The organism is Bartonella sp. MR168JLCBS (assembly GCF_042194175.1).
Map to the genome: position 1 here is coordinate 264,488 of NZ_JBHIMP010000002.1, position 26,590 is coordinate 291,077.

23 protein-coding genes are annotated in these 26,590 nt (G+C 37.4%); 11 read left to right on the forward strand and 12 right to left on the reverse strand.

All coding sequences use genetic code 11. The features are described from left to right. Nucleotides 1-2 precede the first annotated feature (2 nt). From ACFIK8_RS03095 to rpsF, 5 genes are all read right to left on the reverse strand, one after another. The gene (locus ACFIK8_RS03095) at nt 3-1,493 is read right to left on the reverse strand and encodes a replicative DNA helicase (RefSeq protein ID WP_375636558.1); all 1,491 of its coding nucleotides are present in this window, start codon (nt 1,491-1,493) and stop codon (nt 3-5) included. 593 nt (nt 1,494-2,086) lie between these two features. Beyond that, complete coding sequence (rplI, locus tag ACFIK8_RS03100; protein ID WP_375636556.1) at nt 2,087-2,683, reverse strand: 50S ribosomal protein L9; 597 nt, start codon at nt 2,681-2,683, stop codon at nt 2,087-2,089. 25 nt (nt 2,684-2,708) lie between these two features. Beyond that, the gene (locus ACFIK8_RS03105; RefSeq protein ID WP_375636554.1) at nt 2,709-3,689 is read right to left on the reverse strand and encodes a hypothetical protein; all 981 of its coding nucleotides are present in this window, start codon (nt 3,687-3,689) and stop codon (nt 2,709-2,711) included. Nucleotides 3,690-3,840: 151 nt separating this feature from the next. Next, a complete protein-coding gene (rpsR, locus tag ACFIK8_RS03110) occupies nt 3,841-4,089 on the reverse strand; it encodes a 30S ribosomal protein S18 (protein WP_012754957.1) in 249 nt (82 codons plus the stop codon). After that, on the reverse strand, nt 4,089-4,496 hold the full coding sequence (gene rpsF, locus ACFIK8_RS03115) for a 30S ribosomal protein S6 (protein WP_273788489.1): 408 nt from the start codon (nt 4,494-4,496) through the stop codon (nt 4,089-4,091). The genes rpsR and rpsF overlap by 1 nt, the downstream gene beginning before the upstream one ends. Before the next feature lie 335 nt (nt 4,497-4,831). Here rpsF and ACFIK8_RS03120 point away from each other — a divergent pair, with 335 nt between their 5' ends. The 7 genes from ACFIK8_RS03120 to gmk all read left to right on the forward strand — a co-directional run bounded on the left by ACFIK8_RS03120 (nt 4,832) and on the right by gmk (nt 11,243). Beyond that, nucleotides 4,832-5,419, forward strand: coding sequence for an undecaprenyl-diphosphatase (locus tag ACFIK8_RS03120; protein ID WP_375636552.1), 588 nt, complete (start codon nt 4,832-4,834; stop codon nt 5,417-5,419). Between the two features lie 77 nt (nt 5,420-5,496). Next, nucleotides 5,497-6,441, forward strand: a complete 945-nt coding sequence (gene fabD / locus ACFIK8_RS03125; protein WP_375636551.1) for an ACP S-malonyltransferase — start codon at nt 5,497-5,499, stop codon at nt 6,439-6,441. Between the two features lie 19 nt (nt 6,442-6,460). Further along, on the forward strand, nt 6,461-7,198 hold the full coding sequence (gene fabG, locus ACFIK8_RS03130; RefSeq protein WP_375636549.1) for a 3-oxoacyl-[acyl-carrier-protein] reductase: 738 nt from the start codon (nt 6,461-6,463) through the stop codon (nt 7,196-7,198). Nucleotides 7,199-7,459: 261 nt separating this feature from the next. Next, nucleotides 7,460-7,696 carry an acyl carrier protein gene (locus ACFIK8_RS03135; protein WP_004860281.1) on the forward strand — a complete coding sequence of 79 codons (237 nt, stop codon included), beginning with the start codon at nt 7,460-7,462 and terminating at the stop codon, nt 7,694-7,696. 101 nt (nt 7,697-7,797) lie between these two features. Beyond that, nucleotides 7,798-9,060 carry a beta-ketoacyl-ACP synthase II gene (fabF, locus tag ACFIK8_RS03140; RefSeq protein ID WP_375636547.1) on the forward strand — a complete coding sequence of 421 codons (1,263 nt, stop codon included), beginning with the start codon at nt 7,798-7,800 and terminating at the stop codon, nt 9,058-9,060. Nucleotides 9,061-9,156: 96 nt separating this feature from the next. Further along, nucleotides 9,157-10,266 carry an endolytic transglycosylase MltG gene (gene mltG, locus ACFIK8_RS03145; protein ID WP_375636545.1) on the forward strand — a complete coding sequence of 370 codons (1,110 nt, stop codon included), beginning with the start codon at nt 9,157-9,159 and terminating at the stop codon, nt 10,264-10,266. A 299-nt stretch (nt 10,267-10,565) separates the two neighbouring features. Next, the gene (gmk, locus tag ACFIK8_RS03150) at nt 10,566-11,243 is read left to right on the forward strand and encodes a guanylate kinase (protein ID WP_375636543.1); all 678 of its coding nucleotides are present in this window, start codon (nt 10,566-10,568) and stop codon (nt 11,241-11,243) included. 30 nt (nt 11,244-11,273) lie between these two features. On the opposite strand, the gene rsmA is transcribed toward gmk, so the two are convergent. From rsmA to lptF, 6 genes are all read right to left on the reverse strand, one after another. Further along, nucleotides 11,274-12,104, reverse strand: coding sequence for a 16S rRNA (adenine(1518)-N(6)/adenine(1519)-N(6))-dimethyltransferase RsmA (gene rsmA / locus ACFIK8_RS03155; protein ID WP_273788483.1), 831 nt, complete (start codon nt 12,102-12,104; stop codon nt 11,274-11,276). Continuing rightward, nucleotides 12,095-13,108, reverse strand: coding sequence for a 4-hydroxythreonine-4-phosphate dehydrogenase PdxA (gene pdxA / locus ACFIK8_RS03160; RefSeq protein ID WP_375636541.1), 1,014 nt, complete (start codon nt 13,106-13,108; stop codon nt 12,095-12,097). The genes rsmA and pdxA overlap by 10 nt, the downstream gene beginning before the upstream one ends. Then, the gene (locus tag ACFIK8_RS03165; RefSeq protein WP_026500356.1) at nt 13,108-14,064 is read right to left on the reverse strand and encodes a peptidylprolyl isomerase; all 957 of its coding nucleotides are present in this window, start codon (nt 14,062-14,064) and stop codon (nt 13,108-13,110) included. The genes pdxA and ACFIK8_RS03165 overlap by 1 nt, the downstream gene beginning before the upstream one ends. A 109-nt stretch (nt 14,065-14,173) precedes the next feature. Continuing rightward, a complete protein-coding gene (locus ACFIK8_RS03170; protein ID WP_375636539.1) occupies nt 14,174-16,534 on the reverse strand; it encodes an LPS-assembly protein LptD in 2,361 nt (786 codons plus the stop codon). Continuing rightward, nucleotides 16,535-17,626 carry an LPS export ABC transporter permease LptG gene (gene lptG, locus ACFIK8_RS03175; RefSeq protein ID WP_375636537.1) on the reverse strand — a complete coding sequence of 364 codons (1,092 nt, stop codon included), beginning with the start codon at nt 17,624-17,626 and terminating at the stop codon, nt 16,535-16,537. Next, on the reverse strand, nt 17,623-18,813 hold the full coding sequence (gene lptF / locus ACFIK8_RS03180; protein ID WP_375636536.1) for an LPS export ABC transporter permease LptF: 1,191 nt from the start codon (nt 18,811-18,813) through the stop codon (nt 17,623-17,625). Before lptF ends, lptG begins: the two co-directional genes overlap by 4 nt. A 397-nt stretch (nt 18,814-19,210) precedes the next feature. Here lptF and ACFIK8_RS03185 point away from each other — a divergent pair, with 397 nt between their 5' ends. From ACFIK8_RS03185 to ACFIK8_RS03195, 3 genes are read left to right on the forward strand one after another with little or no spacing between them, the layout of a single operon-like run. Further along, a complete protein-coding gene (locus ACFIK8_RS03185) occupies nt 19,211-19,657 on the forward strand; it encodes a DNA polymerase III subunit chi (RefSeq protein ID WP_375636534.1) in 447 nt (148 codons plus the stop codon). Continuing rightward, the gene (locus ACFIK8_RS03190; protein ID WP_375668963.1) at nt 19,639-19,833 is read left to right on the forward strand and encodes a hypothetical protein; all 195 of its coding nucleotides are present in this window, start codon (nt 19,639-19,641) and stop codon (nt 19,831-19,833) included. Before ACFIK8_RS03185 ends, ACFIK8_RS03190 begins: the two co-directional genes overlap by 19 nt. Continuing rightward, the gene (locus tag ACFIK8_RS03195) at nt 19,823-20,086 is read left to right on the forward strand and encodes a hypothetical protein (protein ID WP_375668959.1); all 264 of its coding nucleotides are present in this window, start codon (nt 19,823-19,825) and stop codon (nt 20,084-20,086) included. Before ACFIK8_RS03190 ends, ACFIK8_RS03195 begins: the two co-directional genes overlap by 11 nt. Here the strand turns inward: ACFIK8_RS03195 and ACFIK8_RS03200 are convergent. Further along, the gene (locus ACFIK8_RS03200) at nt 20,083-21,372 is read right to left on the reverse strand and encodes an MFS transporter (RefSeq protein WP_375636532.1); all 1,290 of its coding nucleotides are present in this window, start codon (nt 21,370-21,372) and stop codon (nt 20,083-20,085) included. The genes ACFIK8_RS03195 and ACFIK8_RS03200 overlap by 4 nt on opposite strands. A 563-nt stretch (nt 21,373-21,935) precedes the next feature. Here ACFIK8_RS03200 and ACFIK8_RS03205 point away from each other — a divergent pair. Then, nucleotides 21,936-26,590: pertactin-like passenger domain-containing protein (locus ACFIK8_RS03205; RefSeq protein WP_375668960.1), on the forward strand; the 4,655-nt coding region annotated here is incomplete at its 3' end.

Genomic DNA, 26,590 nt, shown 5'->3' on the forward strand with positions numbered 1-26,590 from the left:
ATTTAACCAATTTGCTCTGGAAGATAATTGCTATCGGCCAGATCACTGAATCGTGTGAAATCAGATTGAAAGGCAAGTGGCACGATTCCTGTCGGCCCATGGCGCTGTTTTGCAATAATAACATCAGCTTTTCCAAAAGCTTTGTCCATTATTTCTTGCCATTTTGTATGTTCCAAGCTACCTAACTTTGGTTCTTCATTTTTGAGATAATATTCTTCGCGATAGACAAACAGAACAATGTCGGCATCTTGCTCAATTGAACCAGATTCACGTAAATCTGAAAGTTGTGGACGTTTATCTGTTCTATTTTCTACTTGACGTGAAAGTTGAGAGAGAGCGATAATAGGAATGTTCAATTCTTTCGCTAATGCTTTTAATCCTGTGGTAATTTCTGTGATCTCTTGAACACGGTTTTCTGATGAACGCTTTGAACTGCTTGTCATGAGTTGGATATAGTCAATAAACAAGATATCTAAGCCATGTTGTCGCTTGAGACGTCGCGCACGAGCAGCTAATTGCGTAATTGATATTCCCCCAGTTTGATCAATATAAAGTGGTGCCTTTTGTAGTTGGTTCACCGCACGAATAATTTTTGAAAATTGTTCATCTGAAATATTACCACGCCGAATATCAGAAGAAGAGACTTCTGTTTGTTCAGAAATAATACGTGTTGCAAGCTGTTCGGAGGACATTTCAAGTGAGAAGAATCCTACAATGCCACCTTCATTTTCTTGGATATTGGCATTACGATTATAAGCATTAGCAATATTAAAGGCAATATTGGTAGCCAGTGAGGTTTTACCCATACCAGGGCGTCCCGCAAGGATAATTAAGTCAGATGCTTGTAATCCTCCCATTTTTTCATCAAGTGTTTTAATATGGGTGGCTATCCCGGATAATTGTGAAGAGCGCTTTTTCGCAGCACTTGCCATATCGATAGCTTTTTTGATAGCCTCATTAAAATTTTCAAATCCACCTCCATATTTCCCTTTTTCTGCTAGCTCAAATAACTGATTTTCAACAGTTTCAATTTGTTGGGTAGGCGTGAGCTCTACAGGAGCATCAAAGGCTGTATTGACAACTTGAGTTCCAAGGTTAATCAAAGACCGGCGGATAAAAAGATCGTAAATAACGCGTCCATAATCTTCAGCGTTAATAATAGTGACTGCCTCTGTGGCTAAGCGAACAACATACTGGTAGACAGTAATATCTCCAATTTTTTCTTCCATTTGGATATAGGGCTTGATTGTAACTGGATCTACACGTTTTCCTGTTTTAATAAGGTGAGATAAAACATGATAAATTTTTTGATGCAATGGTTCAAAAAAATGTTCTGGTTTTAGAAAATCTGAAACGCGGTCAAGAGAATCATTGTTGATAAAGATGGCACCAAGCAATGCCTGTTCAGCTTCAATATTATACGGAAGTTGCCGAAAAGAAGGAGAATCTTCTTTTTTTGAAGAGCCTACATTAACAACGTTAGTTTCTTCCATAATATTTTTCCACTAAAATTCCAAGTCTAGCTACTTTAGGCGATAAATTGAAAATCGTATAATTAAAAGAATAGAGCTACAAACCTTCATTTTAAGTTAAAATTATATAATTTTTCAAAGCTCTCTTTTCGTTGCTCATTTATCATTTGTATATTATTTGTGTTACGTCTATCTATTTTATTTTATAATACGTAATTTTAAAGTGGAAGTTTTGGTACTCTAAATTTAAGTATTTTGAAGTTACATGACCTTAAGATTCCAATATCTGTGTAAGCAGAATTACTCTTTTATAACTGAAATTATTTCAGATCATGTGAGGATACAATCAACTTACCGCTCATACAAGCCTTACCCTGAAAGGTAGAACTTTAAATTATTTTTGCTTTATATGCTGAAAACAAAAGATATTTCCTCTTAGTTATATCATCATTCTCGGCATGTAATGCCTTTAAATAATATATTGCTAATGCTTTCATAAAAATTAGGTTCTTTATGTATGATGGCCATAAAATACTCACTTTTAAAGTGTGAGTATTTTATGAGCAATATTTAAAATGGAATAAAAAATATAAAACAGAAAGCAAAAATAGCAATTAAGCTTCTTGATGAGAACTGTTTATATCGTTGTCATTAATTTCTTCTGCCAATAATTCTTCCTGACTTTCTTCTAATAATTCTTCTTGAATATTATATATTTCTTTAGCAGAAGTGAGAGTTTCACCTTCTGCTTGGCGTTGTGCTTCACTGGTAGAACGCGCAACATTAATAATCACGGAAATTTGAACCTCAGGATGTAAGCTAAGAGTGATAGTGTGAAGACCAATCATTTTTATTGGATGGTTAAGTTCGACTTGATTTCTCCCAATAGAAAAGCCTTCATCTGTTATAATTTCAGCAATATCACGTGTTGACACAGAACCATAAAGTTGTCCTGTTTCACCAGCAGAACGAACAACAATGAATGATTGTCCATCAAGTTTTTCAGCAACTTTTTGCGCTTCGCTTTTGCGTTCAAGATTACGTGCTTCAAGTTGTGCACGTTGTATCTCAAAATGTTTTTTATTGGCTTCATTTGCACGTAAAGCTTTACCTTGAGGCAAGAGAAAATTACGCGCATAACCATCTTTAACTGAGACAATATCACCCATTTGACCAAGACGAGGAATGCGCTCAAGTAAAATAATATCCATAGTTTTTCCTTTCGAACAAATAAATTTAGTGGAGTTTTTTGCGTGATTGAAAATTATATTGAATAGCAGCCCAAATTCCCATCAAAAGCATCATGAAAACAATAGGTGGAGTAAAAACGACTGTTAAAATAGCAATATAAACAAGAGAAAGTATAATAATCCGACCGTTTACCCCTTTTGTAATATTGTGAAGATATGCTAGACCGCTAATTAATATGATGACAGTGTATGCAGTACTAAAGACACGGGTACTCAAGTTAAGAGAAGCGCTCAACTCAATCATCGATGCTATGCAAACAATAATGAAAATAACAATTCCAGAAATTGGAAGGCGGAGAGTTTGGCTCCAATCATCACGAGGTCTTTTCAGCCATTTCATGTGTTGTGCTGCTATCATGGAAAAGTAAAGGTTAGCAATGAGAAAAACCAAACTATAAAGAGTCAAAGAAACAGCAGTAAAAGTTGCTGGATGCGTCATTAAAAGCTCACTAAAAGCGCGTATATCGGCTTCTTTTATTGACTGTGATTGTTGCAGAGTTTGTGCTATGTTTTCGGTGATTTTTTTTGCAATGACGGGTGTGGAAGGACGGGTTTGAACATAGAGCCCAATGAAAGTTGCTATAAGAGCGATAAAATTAGTTAAATGAAAAATAACCGATGATAATGGATACCATATCAGTTCGTTTTCTTTTTGCGCTGGTCGTGCAAGCCCAAGAAGCCAAGAAGCATAGACAGCAGGAAGGAAAAATAAGAACATCAAGCCAAGAGCAATATAGGTATTAGTGGTTATGATAAGAACAACAGTGGCACTTATGAGGGCGATGAGACTGGCTAGTGTTCCTTGACCGAACGCAACAATAAAAATTGGCAATGAAAGAAAGCAGCCAAGAAGAAGAGAAAAAAAGGGCGCGATATTTGCAACACTGATGATTGCCATTCCTATTACAACAGCAAACAATCCTGCTAAAATACCGATTAATATCTCATAGGTACGATTTTTTTTCATTTATTGCTGTCCTGCTTTCTGCAGTTAGGGGCGTGTCAATACCCCAACTTTGACATGTAATAGCTTAGCATAGGATGCAACAAGCTATTTTTTTTAATCATATAAGAAAAGCAACTGGAGAAACTCTCCAGTTGCATAGCGTATTGAGCGTTTACTTTATAACGTACGGAAGTAAGCCTAAAAAGCGAGCACGTTTGATAGCATTAGCTAATTCACGCTGTTTTTTCTGACTAACAGCAGTAATCCGTGAAGGAACAATTTTCCCACGTTCGGAAATATAACGTTGTAACAACTTGATGTCTTTATAATCAATTTTGGGAGCATTGGTCCCTGAAAAAGGACATGTTTTACGACGACGATGAAAGGGGCGACGTGCAGAGTTTTGATTAGTATCAGTCATCATTCTACCCCTTCTATAGCATTTTCACGTTGACGACGTGGAAAACGAGGACGCTCTTCATCGTGTCCAATGTGACTATTGCGATCAAGGTGTGAGAGCATAGCAGATTTTTCTTTTTCGTGTTTTTCTACGCGAATGGTCATATAACGCAAAATATCCTCATTGATGCGCATCTGACGCTCCACTTCAGCAATTGCTGAAGCTGGTGCATCAATATTGACCAAGGTATAATAAGCCTTACGGTTTTTACGAATGCGATAAGCAAGAGGACGAAGTCCCCAATTTTCTATACGCCCAACTTTTCCACCATGTGCTTCAATGACACCTTTGTAGAGACTCAAAAGTTCATCAACTTGCTGCGGTGTAATGTCTTGTCGGGCAAGGAACATATGTTCATAAAGAGCCATTGTTTTGCCTTTCTTCAATTAAATCTCACCGGTTTTAGCGCAAAGCCTCTGCGACTTGTCTTTTTTGGAAATCCAAAGAAGAAAGGACGCGTTTACGATTCGAGACATCCGAGAGCGGAGACACGGGAGGCCGGAAACATTGTATTTCCTACTGATATTTTACAGCCCTCCGTTCAACCTCCAGCTAAAGTGCCGGCAACGAATATTTCATATCTACAGGTTATCTTTTAAAATAGCAAGTTTATGCACATAAAAAAATTGATTTGTTAAATCTTGATATATTTCCCTCTTTTACAAAAAGATAATACTGTAACATAGAGGTAAAGGAGAGAAAAATGGACTTTTTAAACCAGATTGATGTTACACTCTTTGAAATGTTTGTCGGCAATCATCAAGCTTGGTCGATTGTAGTTTTGTTTAGTATTTTTTGTGCAAAGTTTTTAATTTATATTATTCCTCTCCATCTTTGTGCATTGTGGTTTTGTGGTGGGGAGAGGGAACGATGTGTCGTGCTAAGCATTTGCATGAGTATTTGTGCTGCTCTTTTCATAGGTTATCTCATTTCTCTTTTTTATTTTCATCCTCGCCCATTCGTGGTAGGGTTGACAACACCGCTTATTCAACATCGTGCAACAGCTTCTTTTCCTAGTAATCATGCCTTGACCATTGCATCTTATGCAGCTAACTTTTATTTTTACCGATACAAGGTTGCTTTTAAATTTGCCACGGTGTTTTTGTGCTTGATCTGTTGGGCGCGCATCTTTGTGGGTGTACATTATCCCTTTGATATTTTAGCAGGTACAATTTTAGGAAGTCTCATAAGTTTTGGTGTTATTCAGTTTATAGCACCCTATTTTCCTAAGTTTTTATATCAAATTCCGCCCTTAAAATATAATTTTAAGAGTGGTATTCGTTTTAAATGAAGGGCTTCATCTTGATTTGTGCGGATGAATAAGGTCAAAAGAAAATAATTTAATGGTATAATTTTAGGAGTTGATAAATGGGTGCAGCTTTTATTTTTCCAGGGCAGGGAAGTCAACTTGTTGGTATGGGGAAGGCGCTTACAGAGCAATTTATTGCCGCACGGATGGTTTTCGAGGAAGTTGATGATGCTTTGGGTGAGAAATTATCCAAGGTCATTTTTGAAGGACCAGCAGATGTTTTAACGTTAACAGCAAATGCACAACCGGCATTAATGGCTGTATCCATGGCTGTCATTCGTGTGATGAAACAATTAGGGCTTCGTATAGAAGAAAAGGTAAGGTTTGTTGCTGGTCATTCTTTAGGTGAATATTCGGCTCTTTGTGCTGCTGGTACATTTACTCTCACAGATACGGCAAGACTTTTGCGTATTCGTGGCAATGCTATGCAGGCTGCTGTCGCGGTTGGTGAAGGTTCTATGGCAGCACTGATTGGTTTGGAAGAGCACACTGTGGAAGAAATTTGCGAAACTGTTTCTGGAGAAGGACTATGTCAGATTGCTAATGATAATGGTGGTGGGCAAATTGTTATTTCAGGTAAAGCAAAAGCAGTTGAGACAGCGGTAGAGATTGCATCAACAAAAGGTGCAAAACGTGCACTTCTTCTTCCAGTTTCTGCACCGTTTCATTCATCTTTAATGCAACCTGCTGCTGATGCCATGAAGAAAGCACTTTTGACTGTTAACAAAATGCCCCCTATTGTTCCTTTGATTGCTAATGTTTCTGTTGCACCTGAGAGCAATCCAGAGCGTATTACTACTCTTCTTGTTGAACAAGTGACTGGGAGAGTGCGATGGCGTGAAACAATAGAATGGATCGCTGCTAATGGGGTTGATACGCTTTTTGAAGTTGGTTCTGGAAAAGTATTAACAGGTTTAACGCGTCGTATTAACAAAGATATAAAGGGGGTAACAATTGGAACAGTTGATGAAATAGAATCAGCGCTAGGCATGCTTGGCGTTTAATCTATAAGGAGTTAAAAAAATGTTTAGATTAACAGGACGTAAAGCTCTTGTAACGGGGGCTTCGGGAGGAATTGGTGAGGCAATTGCACGCTGCTTTCATGCACAAGGAGCCATTGTTGGACTTCATGGAACACGTGAAGAAAAGCTTAGAGAAGTAGCAACAGAATTAGGGCAGAATGTTTTTGTATTTCCCGCTAATCTTTCTGAGCGCCAATCGATTAAACAATTGGCTGAAGTTGCAGAAAGAGAAATGGATGGCGTCGATATTTTGGTTAACAATGCGGGAATTACTAGGGATGGTCTTTTTGTGCGTATGCAAGATAAAGACTGGGATGATGTTTTAGAAGTTAACCTAACAGCTGCTTCTCTTTTGACGCGTGAATTAATACATTCTATGATGCGCCGCCGTTATGGAAGGATTATTAACATTACATCTGTTGTTGGTGTTGTGGGAAATCCTGGACAAACGAATTATTGTGCTGCAAAAGCAGGCTTGATAGGTTTTTCTAAAGCATTGGCACAAGAAATTGCTTCGCGAAACATCACTGTCAATTGTATTGCTCCAGGATTTATTAAATCTGCAATGACAGACAAGCTTAATGAAAAGCAAAAAGAAGCCATTATGGCTGCGATTCCAATGAAGCGTATGGGAAGTGGGCAAGAAATAGCCGCTGCTGCTGTTTATTTAGCAAGCGATGAAGCAGCCTATACGACAGGTCAAACACTCCATATCAATGGTGGAATGGCAATGATTTGAGTATTTATTTTATTCCACATTGATTTATGAGTTGTATTATTTTAGATAGTAACGATTGGAATAGAAAGATGCATCTATTTCTTTAACATGGCCGTTGATCAATTGATGTCGGAAGGTCAAATTGGTTCATTTTGTAGGGGATATCCACAGGATGTTTTAAATCATTGCTAAAATCTTTTAAAGTAATGCATCTATTGCTTGATTAGATGAGCCGATATAGTTAACCAAATTATAGGAAAATATAAATTCGAGGATTTCAACATGAGTGATACAGTAGAGCGCGTTAAGAAAATTATTGTGGAACATCTTGGGGTTAATGCTGATAAAGTTGTAGAAAATGCAAGCTTTATCGATGATCTAGGGGCTGATAGCCTTGATACGGTTGAACTCGTTATGGCTTTTGAAGAAGAGTTTGGGGTAGAAATTCCAGATGAAGCTGCTGAAACGATTTTTACAGTTGGTGATGCAGTCAAGTTCATTGATAAAGCTTCTGCATGATTACTAAAGGGCAAAGGCATAAATTGCTTTTGCCTATATTCTTCGGAGCTCTTTTGAAAAGAGAGCTTTGAGATGTGAAGTTTAGTTCAAGGTTAGAAGTTATGAGACGTGTTGTTGTTACTGGTTTAGGATTGGTATCTCCATTAGCTGGTAATATTGAATATAGTTGGAAACGACTTCTTGAAGGAAGAAGTGGTGTCCGACGTATCACTGAGTTTGATGTGTCAGATTTGCCATGCCAGATTGCTGGGCGTATCCCCTTAGGGGATGGAACAGAGGGAACCTATAATGCTGATTTGTATATGGAACCTAAAGAGCAACGTAAAGTTGATGCATTTATTGTTTATGCAATGGCTGCTGCTAACCAAGCGCTTGCAGATGCCGAATGGTTTCCTAAGAGTGATGAAGATCAGATTTGTACAGGTGTGTTAATTGGTTCGGGAATTGGGGGAGTTGAGGGCATTGTTGAAGCTGGTTATACGCTTCGTGATAAGGGACCTCGTCGTGTTTCTCCTTTTTTTATTCCAGGTCGTTTGATTAATCTTGCTTCTGGTTATGTATCTATTCAATATGGTTTACGGGGGCCTAATCATTCTGTTGTAACAGCTTGTTCGACAGGGGCGCATGCGATTGGTGATGCGGCACGTTTGATTATGTTTGGTGATGCAGATGTCATGGTGGCAGGGGGGACCGAGTCTCCGATAAATCGGATATCTCTTGCAGGTTTTGCAGCTTGTAGAGCTCTTTCTACTTGTCGCAATGATGATCCTGAACGGGCGTCACGTCCTTATGATGCTGATCGTGATGGTTTTGTGATGGGGGAAGGAGCAGCAGTTGTTGTTTTAGAAGAGCTGGAACACGCCAAAAAACGAGGAGCGCGTATTTATGCTGAGGTTATTGGCTATGGTTTATCTGGTGACGCTTACCACATTACAGCGCCTTCAGAAAGCGGTGAAGGAGCTCAGCGTAGTATGATGGCTGCTCTTAAGCGTGCACAAGTGAATGTGAGTGAACTTGATTATATTAATGCTCATGGTACATCAACGATGGCTGATTCCATAGAGCTAGCAGCTGTTGAGCGTGTTTTAGGGAATTATGCACCACAAGTATCCATGTCATCAACGAAATCGTCTATCGGGCATTTACTTGGTGCCGCCGGTGCCGCTGAGGCTATTTTTTCTGTTCTAGCTATACGGGATAATATAGCCCCAGCGACACTTAATCTTGACAATCCATCGATTGAAACGAAAATCGATCTTGTACCACACAAACCGCGTGAACGAAAGATTGATACGATTCTTTCTAATTCTTTTGGATTTGGTGGGACAAATGCATCGTTGGTGATGCGACGTTTTAGGGGATAATAAGTATTTTTATTTAATTTCTGCTTTTGAGTTTTCTACTTTGTTATAAGGTGAATGAGAAATTATAATATTGTCCTTAATCGCTATTGAGGGGTTATGTCCGATGTGAAAAATGGAAAATCATTAAAGGACGTAAGTGATTCCTCTTCGAATCATTTAGCAGATAGTTATGACATGTTAGTACATAAAAAACGAAAGAAATCATCTATCGTCCGTAATCCGTTGGTTATTCTCGGTCATTTTTTTCTTATGCTGATTGTGGTTATTCTTTTCGCCATAAGTATTCCTCTTTATATCGGAAAAAGTATTTTTGAAGAAAAGGGAAAAATTGAGGAGGAACAAATTGTTCTTATCCATCCTGGCACAGGAATTCGTGAAATTGCTGCATTGCTAGAAAAACGCGGTTTCATTCGATCATCGGATATTTTTGTTTATGGGGTTGGTTATCACCAAAAAACAACGCATCTGAAGGCTGGTGAATATTTAATTCCGGCTCATTCTTCGATGCAGGATATTATGGATATTCTTGTGAAAGGAAAATCTATTGAGTATACATTTACAGTACCTGAAGGTTTAACGGTTCAGCAAGTTTTCGATCGATTAGCTGCGAATGAAATTTTGATTGGAGATCTTCCAAAAATTTTGCCTCCAGAGGGCTGTTTAATGACGGATACTGTTCGTTTTATTCGGGGGACAACGCGTAAAGAGATTGTAAACAGATTGCGTGAAGGGCAGACAAAATTAATTCATGCTATATGGGCTACGCGTTCACCTGATTTACCCATTAAATCAATTGATGAATTTGTTATATTAGCCTCAATTGTTGAGAAAGAAACGGGAATTGCAGCAGAAAGACCAATGGTTGCCTCGGTATTTTATAACCGCCTTACAAAGCATATGCGTCTTCAATCGGATCCAACAGTTATTTATGGTCTCTTTGGAGGAAAAGGAAAACCATCCGGTCGTGCAATTTATCGTTCAGATCTTGAGAAGCAAACACCATATAATACTTATAAAATTAATGGTTTGCCTCCAACAGCTATTGCAAATCCAGGTCGAGATTCTTTGAAAGCGGTGGCACATCCACCAAGCAGTGATGCACTTTATTTTGTTGCTGATGGTTCAGGAGGGCATGTTTTTTCTCGAACTTTAGAGGAACATAATGTGAATGTTCGCAAGTGGCGAGAATTAAAGGCAAGACATTGAATTTATAATGATAATACATCTTTTTGCATCGTAAATGAGAATGCAAAATATAGTAAAATTTTTCTCTTTAAACTTTTTATGAGAATGATAAAAAATCATTTTCTTGTCAGTCACAAGTGGGATTAGCGTATGGATAAAAATATTTAAGAAAGCAGTGAATACACTGCTAATAACTTATCTCAAAAAAGAGCAGAATAACATTGATAACTGCTAAGAAAACACATTGATTAGGGGAAAGGTTGAGATAATGTATAATTCAAATTTTGGAGAAACATTTATGAACAAAGTAGAGTGATGTAATGACAGTCTTCGAAAGTAAATTGAGTGTTATAAAAATAAATCAACGCCGCGGTTTTTTATTTATTCTCTCTTCTCCTTCAGGTGCTGGTAAATCAACAATTTCTCGATTACTTCTAAAAGATGGAAAATTAGAGCTTTCCGTAAGTATGACCACAAGGAAAAGGCGTCCTAGTGAAGTAGATGGACTGCATTATCACTTTATTTCAAAGGAAGAGTTTGAATATAAGCGTGATAGAGATGAATTTATTGAATGGGCAGAAGTTCACGGGAATTATTATGGCACTTTACGTGAAACTGTTGAGAACGCATTGAGTACTGGCCGTGATATGTTATTTGATATTGATTATCAAGGTACCGAGCAGCTGCAAAAAAAGATGCTAGGAGACACTGTATCTGTTTTTATCCTTCCACCATCAATGAAAGAGCTTGTTTCGCGTTTACATCGTCGAGCAGAAGATAGCCAAGATATCATCAATTTACGATTGGAAAATGCACGAACGGAGTTAAAGCATTGGCGTTCTTATGATTATGTTGTGATTAACGAAGATTTAGATCAGTCTTTATCTTTTATTAAATCAATTTATTTAGCTGAAACCGTAAAACGCGAGCGCTGTTCTTATCTTGACTCTTTTGTTGATGGGCTTATTGCTGAAAAGATCGATAAATGTCTTGATTAAAAAAGGTTGCATAACAAAAAGTGCAATTTTTTAGAGCACTAGATGCGCTAAAGTTACAAATTCTGAAACCGAGAGCGTTTCAGCACGGCGTGTTCCATCAATTCCAGCTTTTTCTAATAGCACTTCACCTCCAAGTGTTTTGAGATTTTGACGAAGCATTTTTCGTCTTTGTCCAAAGGCGGTTTTTGTGACGAGGCTTAGTTTTTGTGCAGAGCAGGCAAGAGGTTGTATTCGCGGAATAATATGAACAACGGAAGAAGTTACTTTAGGTATTGGTATGAAGGCTTGAGGGGGCACATCAAAAGCAATTTTAGCAGTGGTACGCCAGCCAGTTAAGACACTAAGACGTCCATAATGAGTAGATTGGGGTTTAGCTGTAATCCGTTTGGCAACTTCACGTTGAAACATCAATGTCATTGATTCATAAAAAGGAGGCCATGGTTCAGTCAAAAGCCAATTTAATAAGAGTTGTGTCCCAATATTATAGGGAAGATTTGCAATAATGCGAGGTTTTTCGGGGCTTGTTTCAAAGAGTTTTGAGAAGTCTTGCTTCAGTGCATCATTACAAATAATTTTTAATTTTTTAGGATAGTGTTTTTCTATTTCTAAGAGAGCTGGTATGCAGCGTTCATCGCGTTCTATTGCTGTTACAATGGCACCCTTTGCTAGCAAGGCACGTGTGAGACCTCCAGGACCAGGACCAATTTCAAGAACAGGTTTTCCTTCTATATTACCTGCGTGATGAGCAATTTTAGATGTTAAATTAAGATCAAAAAGAAAATTTTGCCCCAAAGATTTATGCGCTTGTAATCCATATATATCAATGACCTCACGTAGAGGAGGGAGATTATCTATAGGCATGGTATTAAACTATTTTCGGCAAGTTGATTTGCAAGTTTAAGAGCAGCAATAAAGCTTTCGGGAGAGGCTATCCCTTTATCAGCAATGTCAAAAGCAGTTCCGTGATCTGGAGACGTGCGAATAAAAGGGAGACCTAACGTGACATTAACAGTGCTATCAAAGTCTAATGTTTTAACAGGGATAAGGGCTTGATCATGATACATACAAATGGCAACGTCATAAGCCTTTCTTGCGCATTCATGGAACATTGTGTCGGCAGGCAGCGGTCCTGCAATATTGAGTCCTTTCTTTTTAAGATATTCAATAGCAGGAGTGATAACTTCAATATCTTCTTTTCCCATTGCACCTCCTTCTCCAGCATGAGGATTAAGACCAGCAACAGCTAGTCGGGGTGACGTTATTTTAAACCGTGTTTTTAAGTCACATTCAGTAATAAGTACCGTTTGAACAATTAAATCACGGGTAAGCTGTGAAGGAACATTTTTAAATGGAATATGAACAGTTATTGGTACTGTTTTTAATCGAGGTCCTGCTAACATCATAACTGGATGGTAACATTTATGAAAAGCTTTATGGGCTAAATCGGCTAAAAATTCTGTATGACCTGGAAATTGAAAACCGGCATCATAAAGATTCTTTTTTGCAATAGGACAAGTAATAAGTGCACATGCATGGCCATTTTGAATTAATTGAACACAGCGTTGAATTGCTTCAATGATTCCAGAGGCATTATTCGATGAAGGTATACCTAATTGATCACTTTGTTTGTTTTTTAACGGTATGATAGGAAGAGCGTTTTGAAAATTTTTTGCGGAATTATTGATTAAAACAGATTGCACCTCAACATCAATCTGTAAAAAACGAGCGCGCGAACGAATAACATCTGGATCAGCAAGAAGCACAAAAGGTGGAATTTGGCGCGTAACACGCAAACTCCACGCTTTTAGTACTATTTCAGGACCAATTCCGGCAGGATCACCACCGCTAACAATAAGAGCAGCCATTATGAATTTTGAATGCGCGCCACTCGCCGCAGTTCTCCTAAATATTTGTCGCTTAATTCTTCAAGTTTTTGCGGGCTTCTTTTTTTACTATCTTGAAGAGAAAATATTAGTCGAGCGACATAATCATCAGAAACTCTTTTTATTTTGCAGACAGCAATTGCTTCGATTCCATCAGATGTTTCTTGTAATTTTGTCATTTTTCCAGCAGGCGTTGCAAGAATAGCTTGTTCCCATGCATTGGGAAGTTGGGGCTCCAGAAACTTTCCTAAGTGGCGGATAGTAACGTCTAAAATACCTCTTGCTTGATTGTGAGCATTGGCACATCCACGGAAATGTGCACGAAAATTGCTTGCTTCTCTTTGACGTCTTTCAAAAATTTCTGAACGACGATGTGCAGGAATGACAAAAACAATTCGCTGTAATGTATATTCATTGGTTGAAGGTTTTACACCACCATTTTTTAATATCCTGCGTACAGCTTCTTGTTCGCTAATCATACCTGTTTCAGCTTGATAGCGTGCGCTAACAAGACGCCCCCATCCTATTTGTCCACGGATGTAATCTTTAAAGTGTTGCACAGTGATCTCAGTTTGGATCAGAATCTGGTTGAGCTGATCAATCGTCATATTATTTTGTGTCGCAAAATTCTCAAAAGCTCTATCAACTTCATCATTGCTTACTTCAATATTACGACGTTTTATTTCAATATTTTTTAGCTTTTCATCGATAAGCTCTTTTTTAGCCTGTGCCACCAAATTGCCTTGCTTTTGTTGTAATCTGAGAAAAGCAAGGCGCCTTTGTATATCATAATTTGTGATGGGGTTGCCATTAACTGTAACAACAATAGAAGTCTGCGCAAAGACTGTCGGAATCAAAAATCCATTTATTAGCAGGCTGCTTACGCTCAAAGACGTAATATAAAATAAAGCAAGAACACGCTTTTTCAATTTATTCATGTGAATAGGCTTTCGCATTGTTTATTAATTCTCATCAACAACTTAAAATATACTCTTTCTTTCATAAAAACAATGATAAGTTAAATGACTGATACATTCTCTTTATAAATTAATCTATCTTTTTTCCGATATCTGCAATCGTACGCAATGAAAGAGAGAAATTAAAGTTTTGCAAGGGTGTTTTCCTGCCTGGATTCGTTACCTGTTGATAACCGAATGTTAACCCGAAACATTCATCTGTATAATTCAAGCTAATTCCTCGCTTTACAAATGTACCAGATACTAAATCATAACCGGTGTTGCTATTAATAGACCAATAATCTGCTAGTTTAAGTCCTGTTTGAAAAGAAATTTCTTGGCGCTCTTGAGGATATTCATAATCTGGTTGCTTTGCGATATAGGCATATTGTAGAGCCGCCCAAAAATTTTGCCATTTTTGTGATGCTTCGATTTCACTACGGCGGATTTTTCCTGTCTTTTTGTCAAAGCGTCCACGCGTTTCTAAGGAAAAACCACTTTTATGGGTTGCACCAAACATTGCAACATAGTCTGAACGTTTTGCCTCTAAGCTAGAATGAATACCTACATTGACAAAGTCCTTTTCTGCAAAAGAATTCTTTCCTGCTAGATGAAAGGATTGTCCAACAAGACCATAAAGAGACCAATTGTCATTAAAGCTTCCAGAATATCTTAGACCTATATTGGCTCTTGTGCCACCTTCTACACGATCATAACCAGAAAATTTGTCTCGTTGAAAGAGAGTGGTTGCATCAAAGACAAAGCTTTGAGCATCTTCATTAGGAATTTGTCCAATATATTGTTCATTATTGCGTATAAAAATTTGTGCGGTTGGTTCTATAATATGTGTAGAATGATCCGCTGTAATAAGGAAGGGATAGCGTAGTTCCAACCCTGCTGTTGCCATGCCACGAATTGTTGAACCATGAATTGCGGATGAGGAATTTTTTTCTGTAGAAGCTGTATAATTTTCGCTTGCATTGGTTGTAATGATATCAGCTCGTAGAGAGAGAAGGGGGGTTAAGATGAGTCCGTTGTGCGTGTTGAAGCGCTTTTTCCACTGAAGCTCGTTTGTTAAACGCAAACTATTTCCAGCCATACCAGAAAGTCTTACTATGTTGAGAGGGGTTCCGTTCTGGTCGGTAGAACTGAAGTCAGTATGACGACGATAAATTGATTGCATATTACTATGGAAGGTAAGCTCTCCATTATAAATGGGTTCATCTGGTGTGAAAAAATAATCGATGCGCGGTAGGACCCAAGCTTGCCGAGAGTGACGTTCATAATGAGGATCATTCAATATTGAATCTTGAACTTTAAAATGATAAAAACGCATATCAAAATAATTTTTTCCTGCAAGACCATTCAGATAGATCTGAGAAAGTTGTGTAGGATTGCTATAGTTTTCAAGTTTATAGGCACGACTAAAATGCCGATCTGATTGTGCAAGGATATCCCATCCATAAGTCCAGTGTGAATTAATACGAAAGTCCCCTTTTGTTGACAGCATATAACGGTTTTTATGCTGTGCATCAATCGTATCATTATCAAATCTATGCCGTTTCATTTGGTATATATGAGCAAAGCGAATATTATAACTGCCCATTTTAAAACGTTGACGCCATTCCCCTTCGGTTAAAAGCCCTTGTTGGGTATAAACAGTAGAAGAAAGGGTAAAATCATAGTGAGGGGCGAGATTCCAAAAATAAGAATTCTTTATCCCCATACCGAGATAATCAGTATAAAAAAAATGAGGAGTAAGCAGACCGCTAGCACGCCTGACAGTTGGATCATAGATCTCAAAATTTGGAAATTTTATAATCGGTACACCAAAAACTTCAAAACTGCTATTTTCAAACCGAATTTTTTTGATGCTATTATTCCATATGATCTTTCTTGCTTTAATTTTCCATAGGACGTCTCTATCTGGTTTATAAGAGCAAGGTTCACAGGCTGTATAGGTTGCATTTTCAAAGACTGTTATGTGATTGTTTTTGCGTGTAGCATTTTGGGCTGAAAAGTGAACATTGTTGGCTGTATCAATACGTAAGGCGTTTACAAAACCCTCGCCAAGATCTTTGGTCATATCAATTTGGTTGGAATAGATTTTATTACCATCCTTTTCAGTAATTTCAACGTTCCCTTGTGCTATAAGCCGTCCTGTTTTTTGATTGTAAATAATTTTTTGAGCGACAACTTTATTGCCATCATATTCGATTTGGACATTACCTTGTGCAGAAACAGTGTTTTCATCACGATTGTAGATGAGTTCATCCGCAGAGAGCAAAAGAGGACGTTCCGGATTTCGAATGCGACTTTGGGAAGGAGACATAAGGCTTTGAGCGTGCGCACAATAAGACAAAGCGCCTCCTAAAATAACCCCCATAACACTTGTAAAAGCGAGAGCACTTAATTTTGTTAAAATAATTTTTTTAAGTGTTAATGCTTTCACTTAGCCATCCTCTTTATGAAGTAAAAAAGAGATTCCTAAGAATAACGCAATAACAACGGGTGTCCAAGCTGCAATAATTGGTGGAATATATCCAGCATTACCAAAAGCTTGAACGAGTACGGAAATAACATAAAGCGTAAACCCAGCTATTACTCCACCAAGAATCAACGTTCTAGATTGCCCAAAACGCGTAAAATTTAAAGATACAGTTGCTGCAATGAGGGTCATTGCCACAAGTAATGCCGGTAATGCAATTAAAGATTGGAAATACATATCAAAATTATTAGCAGAATAGCCAAATGAACGTGCAATCATAATTTTTTTTGGCAATTGGTAAAATGGAATAGTCGCGGGATTCGCTAAACGTTCCGTTAAAAATTCAGGTTTTAGATTGGTTTTTATTTGCAACACGGTAATTTTTTCAGGAGGATGCCCTATTTTATAGATTGTTCCATTTGTTAATAGCCAAGATCCATTACTCAAGGTTGCTTTTGGGGTGTTAATCCAATTTTTGACGGTTGCGTTGTCATTGTATTGTACAAAGGTTGCATCGATAAGAGAAAGTCCTTGGTCGGTGATAAATTTAGCACCAATGGTTGTTCTGCCTAAATTTGTACGTTGTGTTAACCAGTGGATACCTGTATTATGAAGAGGTGTTAGTATATTGTTATTGCGCCATTCAGTCATCTTTTTTTCTGCTTGAGAAAATCCCCATGCAGCAAGTGGATTAATGAGAAGAACTGAAAATAATCCCAAAAGAAAAGCTCCCAAACAAGCTGGCATAAGAAATTGCCATGCAGAAACACCGATTGAACGAGTCACCACAAGTTCAAGTTTTTTGTTGAGCGAGATAAGCGTTGCCATTGCAGAAAAGAGTGCAATGAAAGGGATAAGTTGTTGCATGATAAAAGGGATGCGTAAAACAGAGAGGAAAAATGCATCTTTTGCTGTATGATGCGGAATGGAGGACAGCCTACCGGAGTTCTCTGTGAAATCGATTAAAAGAGCAAGGACAAAAATGCTTCCCCAGAAATAACAAGTTATTTTAAGATAACGTATAAAAAAGTATCGTCCAAGTGTCCACCCAATCATGATATTTCATCCGAGGAATCTTGAGATTTTCGATGTTCAAATTTGTTCATTACTTTTTGAAAAGCGATTTGAATAATCTCATTAACTTTTGTGGGGAGCCCAATTTTATGATTCGTTAAAAGCATAAAAAAAACAAATGCACTTGTCCCTATGGGCATAATATAAAGGAGAGGAACGTATGCAAGATCGTTCTTTGCTTTTTCTGCAAAAAAATATCCTATCCAATACACCAGAAAAGAAAGGGTAATTGCCGAGAAATTTGCGGAATGACGAGCTTGTCGATGGGAGCATACATCCCCTGCCGCTGCTAATGCAATAAGTGAAAAAACAATAGGGTAGAGCCATTGGGTTAATCTGCGGTGAAACTCAGCTTTATATTGGAGTGGTTTTCGTTGATAGTAGGGATCTTTTGGATCAGGATTTTGTAAATAAGAAAGAGACCGATCTTTTGGATAAAGAGTAGGTGCTTTATCACTGGGGATAAACTCCCCTAGGCTAAAAGTATATGAGCTAAATTGAACGATTGAAACACTGTTATTTTGATGGTTAACTCTTTCTATTTCACCGTTATTGAGAACCAGAAAACTGCCGTTTTTATTGCTCACAATGGATGCGTCTGTTGCATAATAAAAAAGATCAGTCTTAGGATCACGCTGGTCGGCAATGAAAAGGCGTTTAAGTGCTCCATTTGGATTTCGTTCGCCAATTTCTATGTAAAGGTTATTAGCGAGTTTTTGGAAGCTTCCTTCACTAATGAATAGATTAATAAGATCAAAATGAGCGCTTGCTAGCATTTGTCGCATATGAAGACGCGCTTGAGGAACAACAAAATTAGCTATAGAAAAGGAGATACAGGATGCAACAATAGCAAGAAGAAGAATAGGTTTCCAAACAGTACTTTTAGGAAAACCAGAGGCATTGATGACAGCAAGTTCTGAGTCTTGATGCATTGCTGAAAGGATGGTTGTAATTGCGATTACTAATGCAAATGGAATGACAAGAAAAACAACAGAAGGGACCAATGAGAGTGAAAATTGTAAGACTGTGAGGAGTGTTTGTTTACTTGTTGTGAGAAAGTTTATCCGTGCGAGAATTTGTACTGTCCAACTAACGCCCACTGCTGCAATCATAACAGAACTAAACAAAACAAGGACACGTTTCAGGATGTAGAACTCAATAATACGCATAAATTGGGGAAAATCCTCAGTCTTTAATTCGATAGCAAATATTTTACTGCTTTCGGTTAAAATGTAATAAAGCTCGAAAAAATACCCTTCTATGAATTGGATATTTTAACCAAATAAATAATATAAAATTGCCTATGAGGTCCTCTTTAAATTTTCCGTACATTATATTTTATTTTCAACTATAGTCTACAAAGAATCTAGAAAATAACTTAAAAAAATTTTTTATTAACGTTGAAATTAAAATTTTTTGTCTTTTAAAGACACGTGCAAAAAGATAATGCATCTCAATCAAAAAAGAGGGTTTATATCTTGAACCGTTTCCTTTTATACTGTGGGTATGGAATTTTCTCTAAAAAAGATGTTAGCTTTTTATAAAGGGTGATAAGGGCTTAAGAGGTTGGATATTCTATTCTATCATTTGACGCAGTCAACGCTGAAAGATATTTTGCCAACGCTTGTAGAGCGTGCATTGGCTCGTTTTGGTAAGGTAACAATACAATGTGTAAGTGAAGAACAACGCGATTCTATAGATATGCATTTATGGGTTTATGCGGATGAATCATTTATTGGACATGGAACTGAGTGTGATCAATATTCAAACTTTCAGCCTGTATTTTTGACGACAGGACAAGAAAATCCGAATGATTCAAAGATTCGTTTTCTCATAGAGGGAGCCGTATGTTCGAATATTGATACTTATCAACGGCTTGTTGTGATATTTGATGGTAGAGATGATGAGCAGTTGAGTCTTGTTCGTGCACAGTGGAAAAAATATAAAATGGAAAATCATAATTTAACGTATTGGCAACAGACTGAAGATCGTTGTTGGGAAAAACAAGTTTAATGCGTCTCATCTCTGTTGTTCTGATTTTTATAGGATTGATAGGAATAGTAAATCCAGCGCTTTTTATTGCGAAAGGATCAGGGGGAGGGCGTTGGGTTTTTATTGTGATTTTTCTTTTAGGCATATTAAAGATATGTCCTACAATTAAAAAAATGAAACGGCATCATGATAATTGATCGAATTTTGCTTGTTTTATGGGCTGTGATATTGGCTTTTTTTTGCGTTTCGTGGTTGGGAACAACACATATCCTATCAGGAATGTTTACTGTTGCTTATATAAGCAATATTGCAGATTTTTTATTTTTCTTTTTGAGTGCCTTGTTCGCAGGAATATTGTGGTGGAAAATACCGCAACCCATGTCTTTAAAAACGAAACTGGCAGCATTTTTGCTGCCAGTACTTATTTTATTCTTCTTTATTATGTTTTAGTTGGATATTTCATCATCTGTAAATCCGACGAAGCAAATCAGTGAAATAAAAGAAGCAAGAAGCAAATAATAGCCGATATAAGATGTATCAAAATGTTGTACCAGATATTCTGCAATATAAGGCGCAAGAGAGGCTCCTACGATACCCGATAAGTTGAAAGTAATAGAAGAACCAGTATATCGAATTGCTGTTGGGTATGGTGAAGCCAAAACAGCACCAAGAGGACTGTATATCATCCCCATGATAGACAAACCGATAACAGACATTGCAAGGACTCCTATAACTCCAGAATTTAAGAAATAAGGAATTGCAAAAGAATAAATACCGGTGATAATTGTAACCCAAATCATCAAAGTTCTACGTCTAATACGATCAGCGAGTTTTCCAGTGATGACAGTAAAAATTCCACAGAAAATAGCACCAACAATTTCGACTTGAAGAGCTTGATAAAATGGCAATTGCAGATGGTTTGTTGAGTAGCTTAACAAATATGCGGTGACCAAGTAAAACAAAACAAATGTTGCCATACCAGAAAATATTCCAAGAAATAGGATTCGTGGACATTTTAAAAAGACATCGATGATAGGAACTTTGACACGTTCTTTACTTTCAAGAGTTTTTTTGAATTGAACAGTTTCATTGATTGAAAGACGGACCCATAATCCTATAATCATAAAAACAACTGAAGCAATAAAAGGAATGCGCCATCCCCAAGCTAAAAGTTCTTCATGATCAAGGAAATGCAACAGACCTAAATAAACGGCAATAGATAAAAATAAACCGATTGGAACACCCAATTGGGGGAACATCGCGTACCAGCCGCGCTTTTCTGGAGGGGCATTTTCTGTTGCGAGCAAAACAGCTCCTCCCCATTCTCCTCCTAATCCCATTCCCTGTCCAATACGGCACAAGGTCAAGAGGAAAGGGGCAAACCATCCAGCGGTTTCATAAGTAGGAAGAAAACCAATAATGACTGTTGAAAGACCCATTGTGAGAAGAGAAGCAATAAGTGTTGCTTTCCTTCCAATTTTATCTCCAAAATGTCCAAAAACAATTGATCCAAAGGGTCTGGCAAAAAAGGCCGCTCCAAAGATCAGGAAAGATTGTAAAATGGCAATCTGATCATTTTGTGTTGGAAAAAACACATGAGGAAATATGAGAGCTGCGGCAGTGGCAAAGACATAGAAATCAAAGAATTCAATTGTTGGGCCAATAAGGCTTGCAAACAAAATGCGACGAGGGGAATTTCTGTTTCTTGTACCTTGCATTTCTAAGTTTATAGACATGAATAGAATGTCCCTTTCAGTATATGACAAATCAAATGATGAGTTAACTGACTATAATTATAAAAATTTCAAATCACTGTCGAGTCGATATTATGACGTTTCTTATATATTAGAACAATGATTATGGCTTGATGAGCATGAATAAGTGTTCTTTAGATTACCCAAGTTAAGTAGAATAAAGACACTGTTTTAAATGCTGTAGAGGAAGAAATATGTGGATATAAAGGCCGCTCTCATTAACATTACTGTTTCCTTTAATGTTTAATGCCATTTTTATCTATTGAGGGATCAATCTTATTTATAGACCAGCCTTTGGTATCTCAAAAATATTTTTCCATAGATGTAATTATAACACTTTTTAAGCGTATCAAAAAGAAATTAAATCTTTTAGTTGTGCATGCATTTTAAAACACAGGGTGTATATTTGATCTGTCAGAGTGTAGTCCATCGAATGCTTTATTATCTTAAAAAACATGAGGTTGAGCAATTGCATTGAGTTGTTTTGGTCTATGCACTTTTTTCTAAATGGGGGAATTTAAATTTGAAATTATGGAGTGTGAATAATGCAATGCAAATTGAAATTAAGTTTTTGTGCATTAATGACCAGTGGTTTTTTTGTCAAGATTGCGAGTGCAGATGGAGTAGCGACACCAAAAGAAAAGTTATTAACACCAGTAAGTATCAGTGAACATCTAGAAGAGACAAAAAAATTGTTATTGGAAGTGAGGGGATTAAAAGAAAAAAAAGGGGGATCAAAAAGGATAGAGAATAAACAGATAGTAGAAGGAAGCAAGTCTTCAGAAGAGGAAAGGGAGAGATTAGAAAACCTATTCTTTGAAGTACTCACAAATTCAATAATAAGTGATGGTGCTACTATCTATATTACTAATCAAGATTCTGAAGATTCTGAAATAAATAGCTTTAAATATGAAGATGCAGGCTATTCCATCAATAATACGGTTCAAGAAGGTGGAAAACTCTACATTGATGCAGCAAGTGTTAGCAGGGATACGACAATTGAGAGTGGTGGTATTGAATTCGTCCAAAATCTGAGCAGTTCAGAATATGCCACTGTTAAAAAAGGTGGTAAACAAATTGTTGAGAGTGGTGCAAATGCTGAGGGGGCTAAAATCTATGGTGGTGAGCAGATTATTTTTGGTAAGGGGGTTCTTGGAACTGGTTTGTTGCGTAAAGATAAGGAAAGTAGTGCTTATAACACCGAAATTTATGCTGAAGATGGAATCCTAGGACTACAAAGTGTCTATAGTGGGGGGATGGTTGTTGACACAAAGGTTATGAAAGGAGGTGTCCAGAATCTTGATGGTAAAGAGAATTTTAATAATGGATTCTCAGAAGATACTGATACAGCTGATACAGAAAATGAGGATTTTACAATCAATGAGGGGGCTTTTGCACTTAGTACCGAACTTTTTAAAAATGGTGCGCAGAATATCTTAGCAGGAGGGAATGCGAGCGAAGTTACTTTATATGATAGAGCTACTCAGAAGATATATGATTCTGGATACGCGGATAATCTAACAATTAATCACCAAGCACAATCATGGGTTTTTGCTGGTGCAATATTAGATAAGGATACAAATGTTAATGATTTTGGCAACCTCTATCTTTATGCTGGGAATGGTGAAGCTGTTACGGAAGTAGAAAATCTTATTTTAAATGGAGAAGATGCCAAGTTATACTCTATTGCAACTAAAAATAACGCTACTCTCTCTCAGGTTAATATCCAGAATTTAACTGGAAGTGGCAGAGTTATTTTTACATCTTTTGGGGCTGATAAGCATTACTCTAAGCTTAATATTGATGATCTATCAGGTTCTTTACATTTTGAGTTTAATGTCAACTTTGCCAAGCATCTTAGTGATTATCTTGTTATTAAAAAAAGTGGTTCAGGTTATCATACAATAAGTGTTACTGATTCTGGAGGTGAGGTTACAACCCCTTCCCACAAAAAGCTTAAATTAATTTCTGATCATAGTGGAAACGCTCATTTTACTCTGACAAATACTTTTGGTGAAAAAATCAGAGCTATTGATGCCGGAACCTACATGCACAGTTTGAAACATAGAAAAAATAAGAGCAATGGTAAAATTTGGTATTTAGATGCGAATTATGCTCTTGATGAGGAAAATACCTCTTTATTTTCTGATTTTAACTTGCAACCATCTGCGATGGCTTCATTATCGAATGATCTCACAGAACGCACAATTGAAAAGGGAATGATTGTTACGATTGCTGATCCTAGCTTTGATAGTAACAGTGAGAAAGTTGATAGCAATGGAGAGACTTCAATTAGTAATATAGTTAAAGATGCTGGAAAGCTTTCGGTTTATAACGGTGGTTTTAGCCTGTATACGACAATTCAAAGAGGCGGTACTGAACTTATTAGAACACAGGGTCTTTCACAGGATAGTACAGTTAAGAGAGGGGGAAAACAAAAGGTTGAAGATGGGGGGAAAGCTGAAGGGGCTCAAATTTACGGTGGTGAGCAGTTTGTTTCAGGAAAGTTTGATATCAAAGGTGAGATGGTAAGGAGTAGCGCCTATAACACTGTCGTTTCTGGTAAAAATGGAGTGCTAGGATACCAGAATGTGTATGATGATGGAGAGGTTTTTAGCACAAAGATCATGGAAGGAGGGGTACAAAATCTTTTTGTGGAAAAAGATCTAGACCATTATAGCAGTTTTGCATTTGATACGAAGATCTTTTCTGGTGGAGAACAACACGTTTTAGCAGGAGGAATCGCGATTGGTGTTCTCTTACAAGGGAATGCTTTTCAAGCAATAGATTTAGGAGGCTATGTAAAAGATTTAACGATTAAGGATCAAGCACAATCGTGGTTGCATTCTGGTGCAACATTAGAAGGAAACACCATGATTCATGATTCTGGACGGATTTATCTTTATGCTGGTGCTGAGCGATCTCATACTGAAGTAGAAAAAATTGTTTTAAATGGTAAAGATACCACATTATACTCTATTGCTTCCAAGATGGATGGTGAAAGCTCTCTGATTGAGGATCTAAGCGGGGATGGACGCGTTGTTTTTACTTCTACCGTGTTTAATCCACATTACTCTAAACTTGAGGTCGGTAATCTTTCAGGTAATTTACATTTTAGGTTTAATACTAATTTTGCAGAACAGCGCGGTGATTATCTTCTTATAAAAAAAGGAGCAGGTCATCACACCATCAGCGTTATCGATTCTGGTGCTGAAATGACCAATTCTCTTCTACAAAATCAGAACTTAGTTTTGGAGCTTGATTTAATTCATGATCAAAGCGGAAATGCGCATTTTACTCTGATAGATTTTGGGGGTGAAGAGATAGCTACTGTTGATAATGGAGTCTACATGTACGCTCTAAAGAAAAAAGATCATAACGGTGGAAAGATTTGGTCTTTATCGACATCATCTACATCGGAAAAAATTTCTACTCCTATCTTTTCTCCATCTCATACGGAGTTGCCTATAGATAACTCTTTTGAGCAAGAAAATACTGTTTCTCCTTCGGAAGATTCTATAGCCGATTCTTATACAGGTGATTTCAATTTTTATGCAGAGGATTTCATTACTGGTCTAGGTGAAAAAATTTTACAAAACTCCATACTTGGTGACAATAGCATAGTTTATATTGCTGGTGATGGAGAAACGGATGATTTTAAATTATCCATTAATAATACAGTTCCAGAAACTGCAACACTCTATGTTGAGACTGGTGGTTTTAGTAAGAATACAACAATTGAAAATGGTGGTTCAGAGATTGTAGGGGAACAGGGGATCTCAGAATTTACGATTATTTACGAGGGTGGAAAACAAAGAGTGGAGGGAGGAGGATCCGCATTGAGAGCTGAAATTTATGGTGGGGAGCAGCTTGTTTTCGGAGAGGGTTATGTAAATGGTGAAATTGTGGGGAGCAGCACTTATAACACGACACTTTATGGTCAAGGTGACACGCCGGGACAGCAGAATGTATATGATGATGGGATGGCTGTGGGAACAAAAGTGATGAGTGGAGGAATACAAACTCTTGCTAAATGGTTCGCAGATGATGATGATTTTGTACAAAAAAGTGGTGGCTTAGCCGTGAATACTGAGGTTTTCGCGGGTGGGGTACAGCGGGTATTAGCAGGGGGAGAGGCGGATATTGTGACTTTACACCGCCATGCTGCTCAAGAAGTTCATGCTGGTAGCATTGTAAAAAATCTAACAATTAAAGAAGGAGCCAATTCATGGGTTTTTGCTGGTGCGATGTTGGAAGGAAAAATAAAGATTCATGATTTTGGACAAGTCCACCTTTATGCTGGAAATAATAGCTTTTATACTGAATATAAAAATTATCAGACAACAGTAGACGATATTAATTTAGAGGGAGAAAACGCTAAATTATACTCTATTTCTACTGGATATGGAAACACAGAAACCTATATTAAGAAGCTAAGCGGTGTGGGAAATATTATTTTTACTTCTACAGAATCCAATTTACATTACTCTAAGCTTTATATTGATAATCTTTTTGGGAGTCTACATTTCGATTTTAATGTCAGCCTTGCAGAAGGAGAGGGTGATTATCTCTTTATCAAGAATGGCCGTGGTTCTCACACAATAAGTATTGTAGATTCCGGTATTGAAATTGTTGATCCTTCTTCAACAGAACTTGATTTAATTGTTGATCAAAGTGGAGGAGCACATTTTACTCTGAGAAGCTTTTCTGGTGCAAATGTTAAAACTATTGATGGCGGAACCTATATGTATGGTTTAAAACAGAGAATTGATGAGGATGGGGGTGAAAAAGTTTGGTATTTATCTGCGGTATTTATTGATAATGTTTCATTTCTCAACAGTTTGCCACGTAGTAGGAGTAGATCTACGTGGCATTTAAATCAAAATCAATCAGCTTCTTCTCTTTCAACTATTACAGTTACAAAAGAGCATGCTATTAAGTTGCTACATCGAAGAGAAAACCGCCAAAACTTAAGGCAAAAATCTCCAGCTTCTGTATCTCTAACTGTTTCAACTCTTGGAAGTCAAATTATTGAAGGGGCATATCCAGCAAGTTCTCTTCATTTTTCTGACGGAAAGCAACAGGCTATTGTTTCAGAATCTTCACAATCTTTAGCCGATCAAATGATTTTGCGTCCAGTTCATAAAGAACAGCCTTCTCCACAATTGAGAGAAACGCTTTCAGTTTCTCATTTTTTAAC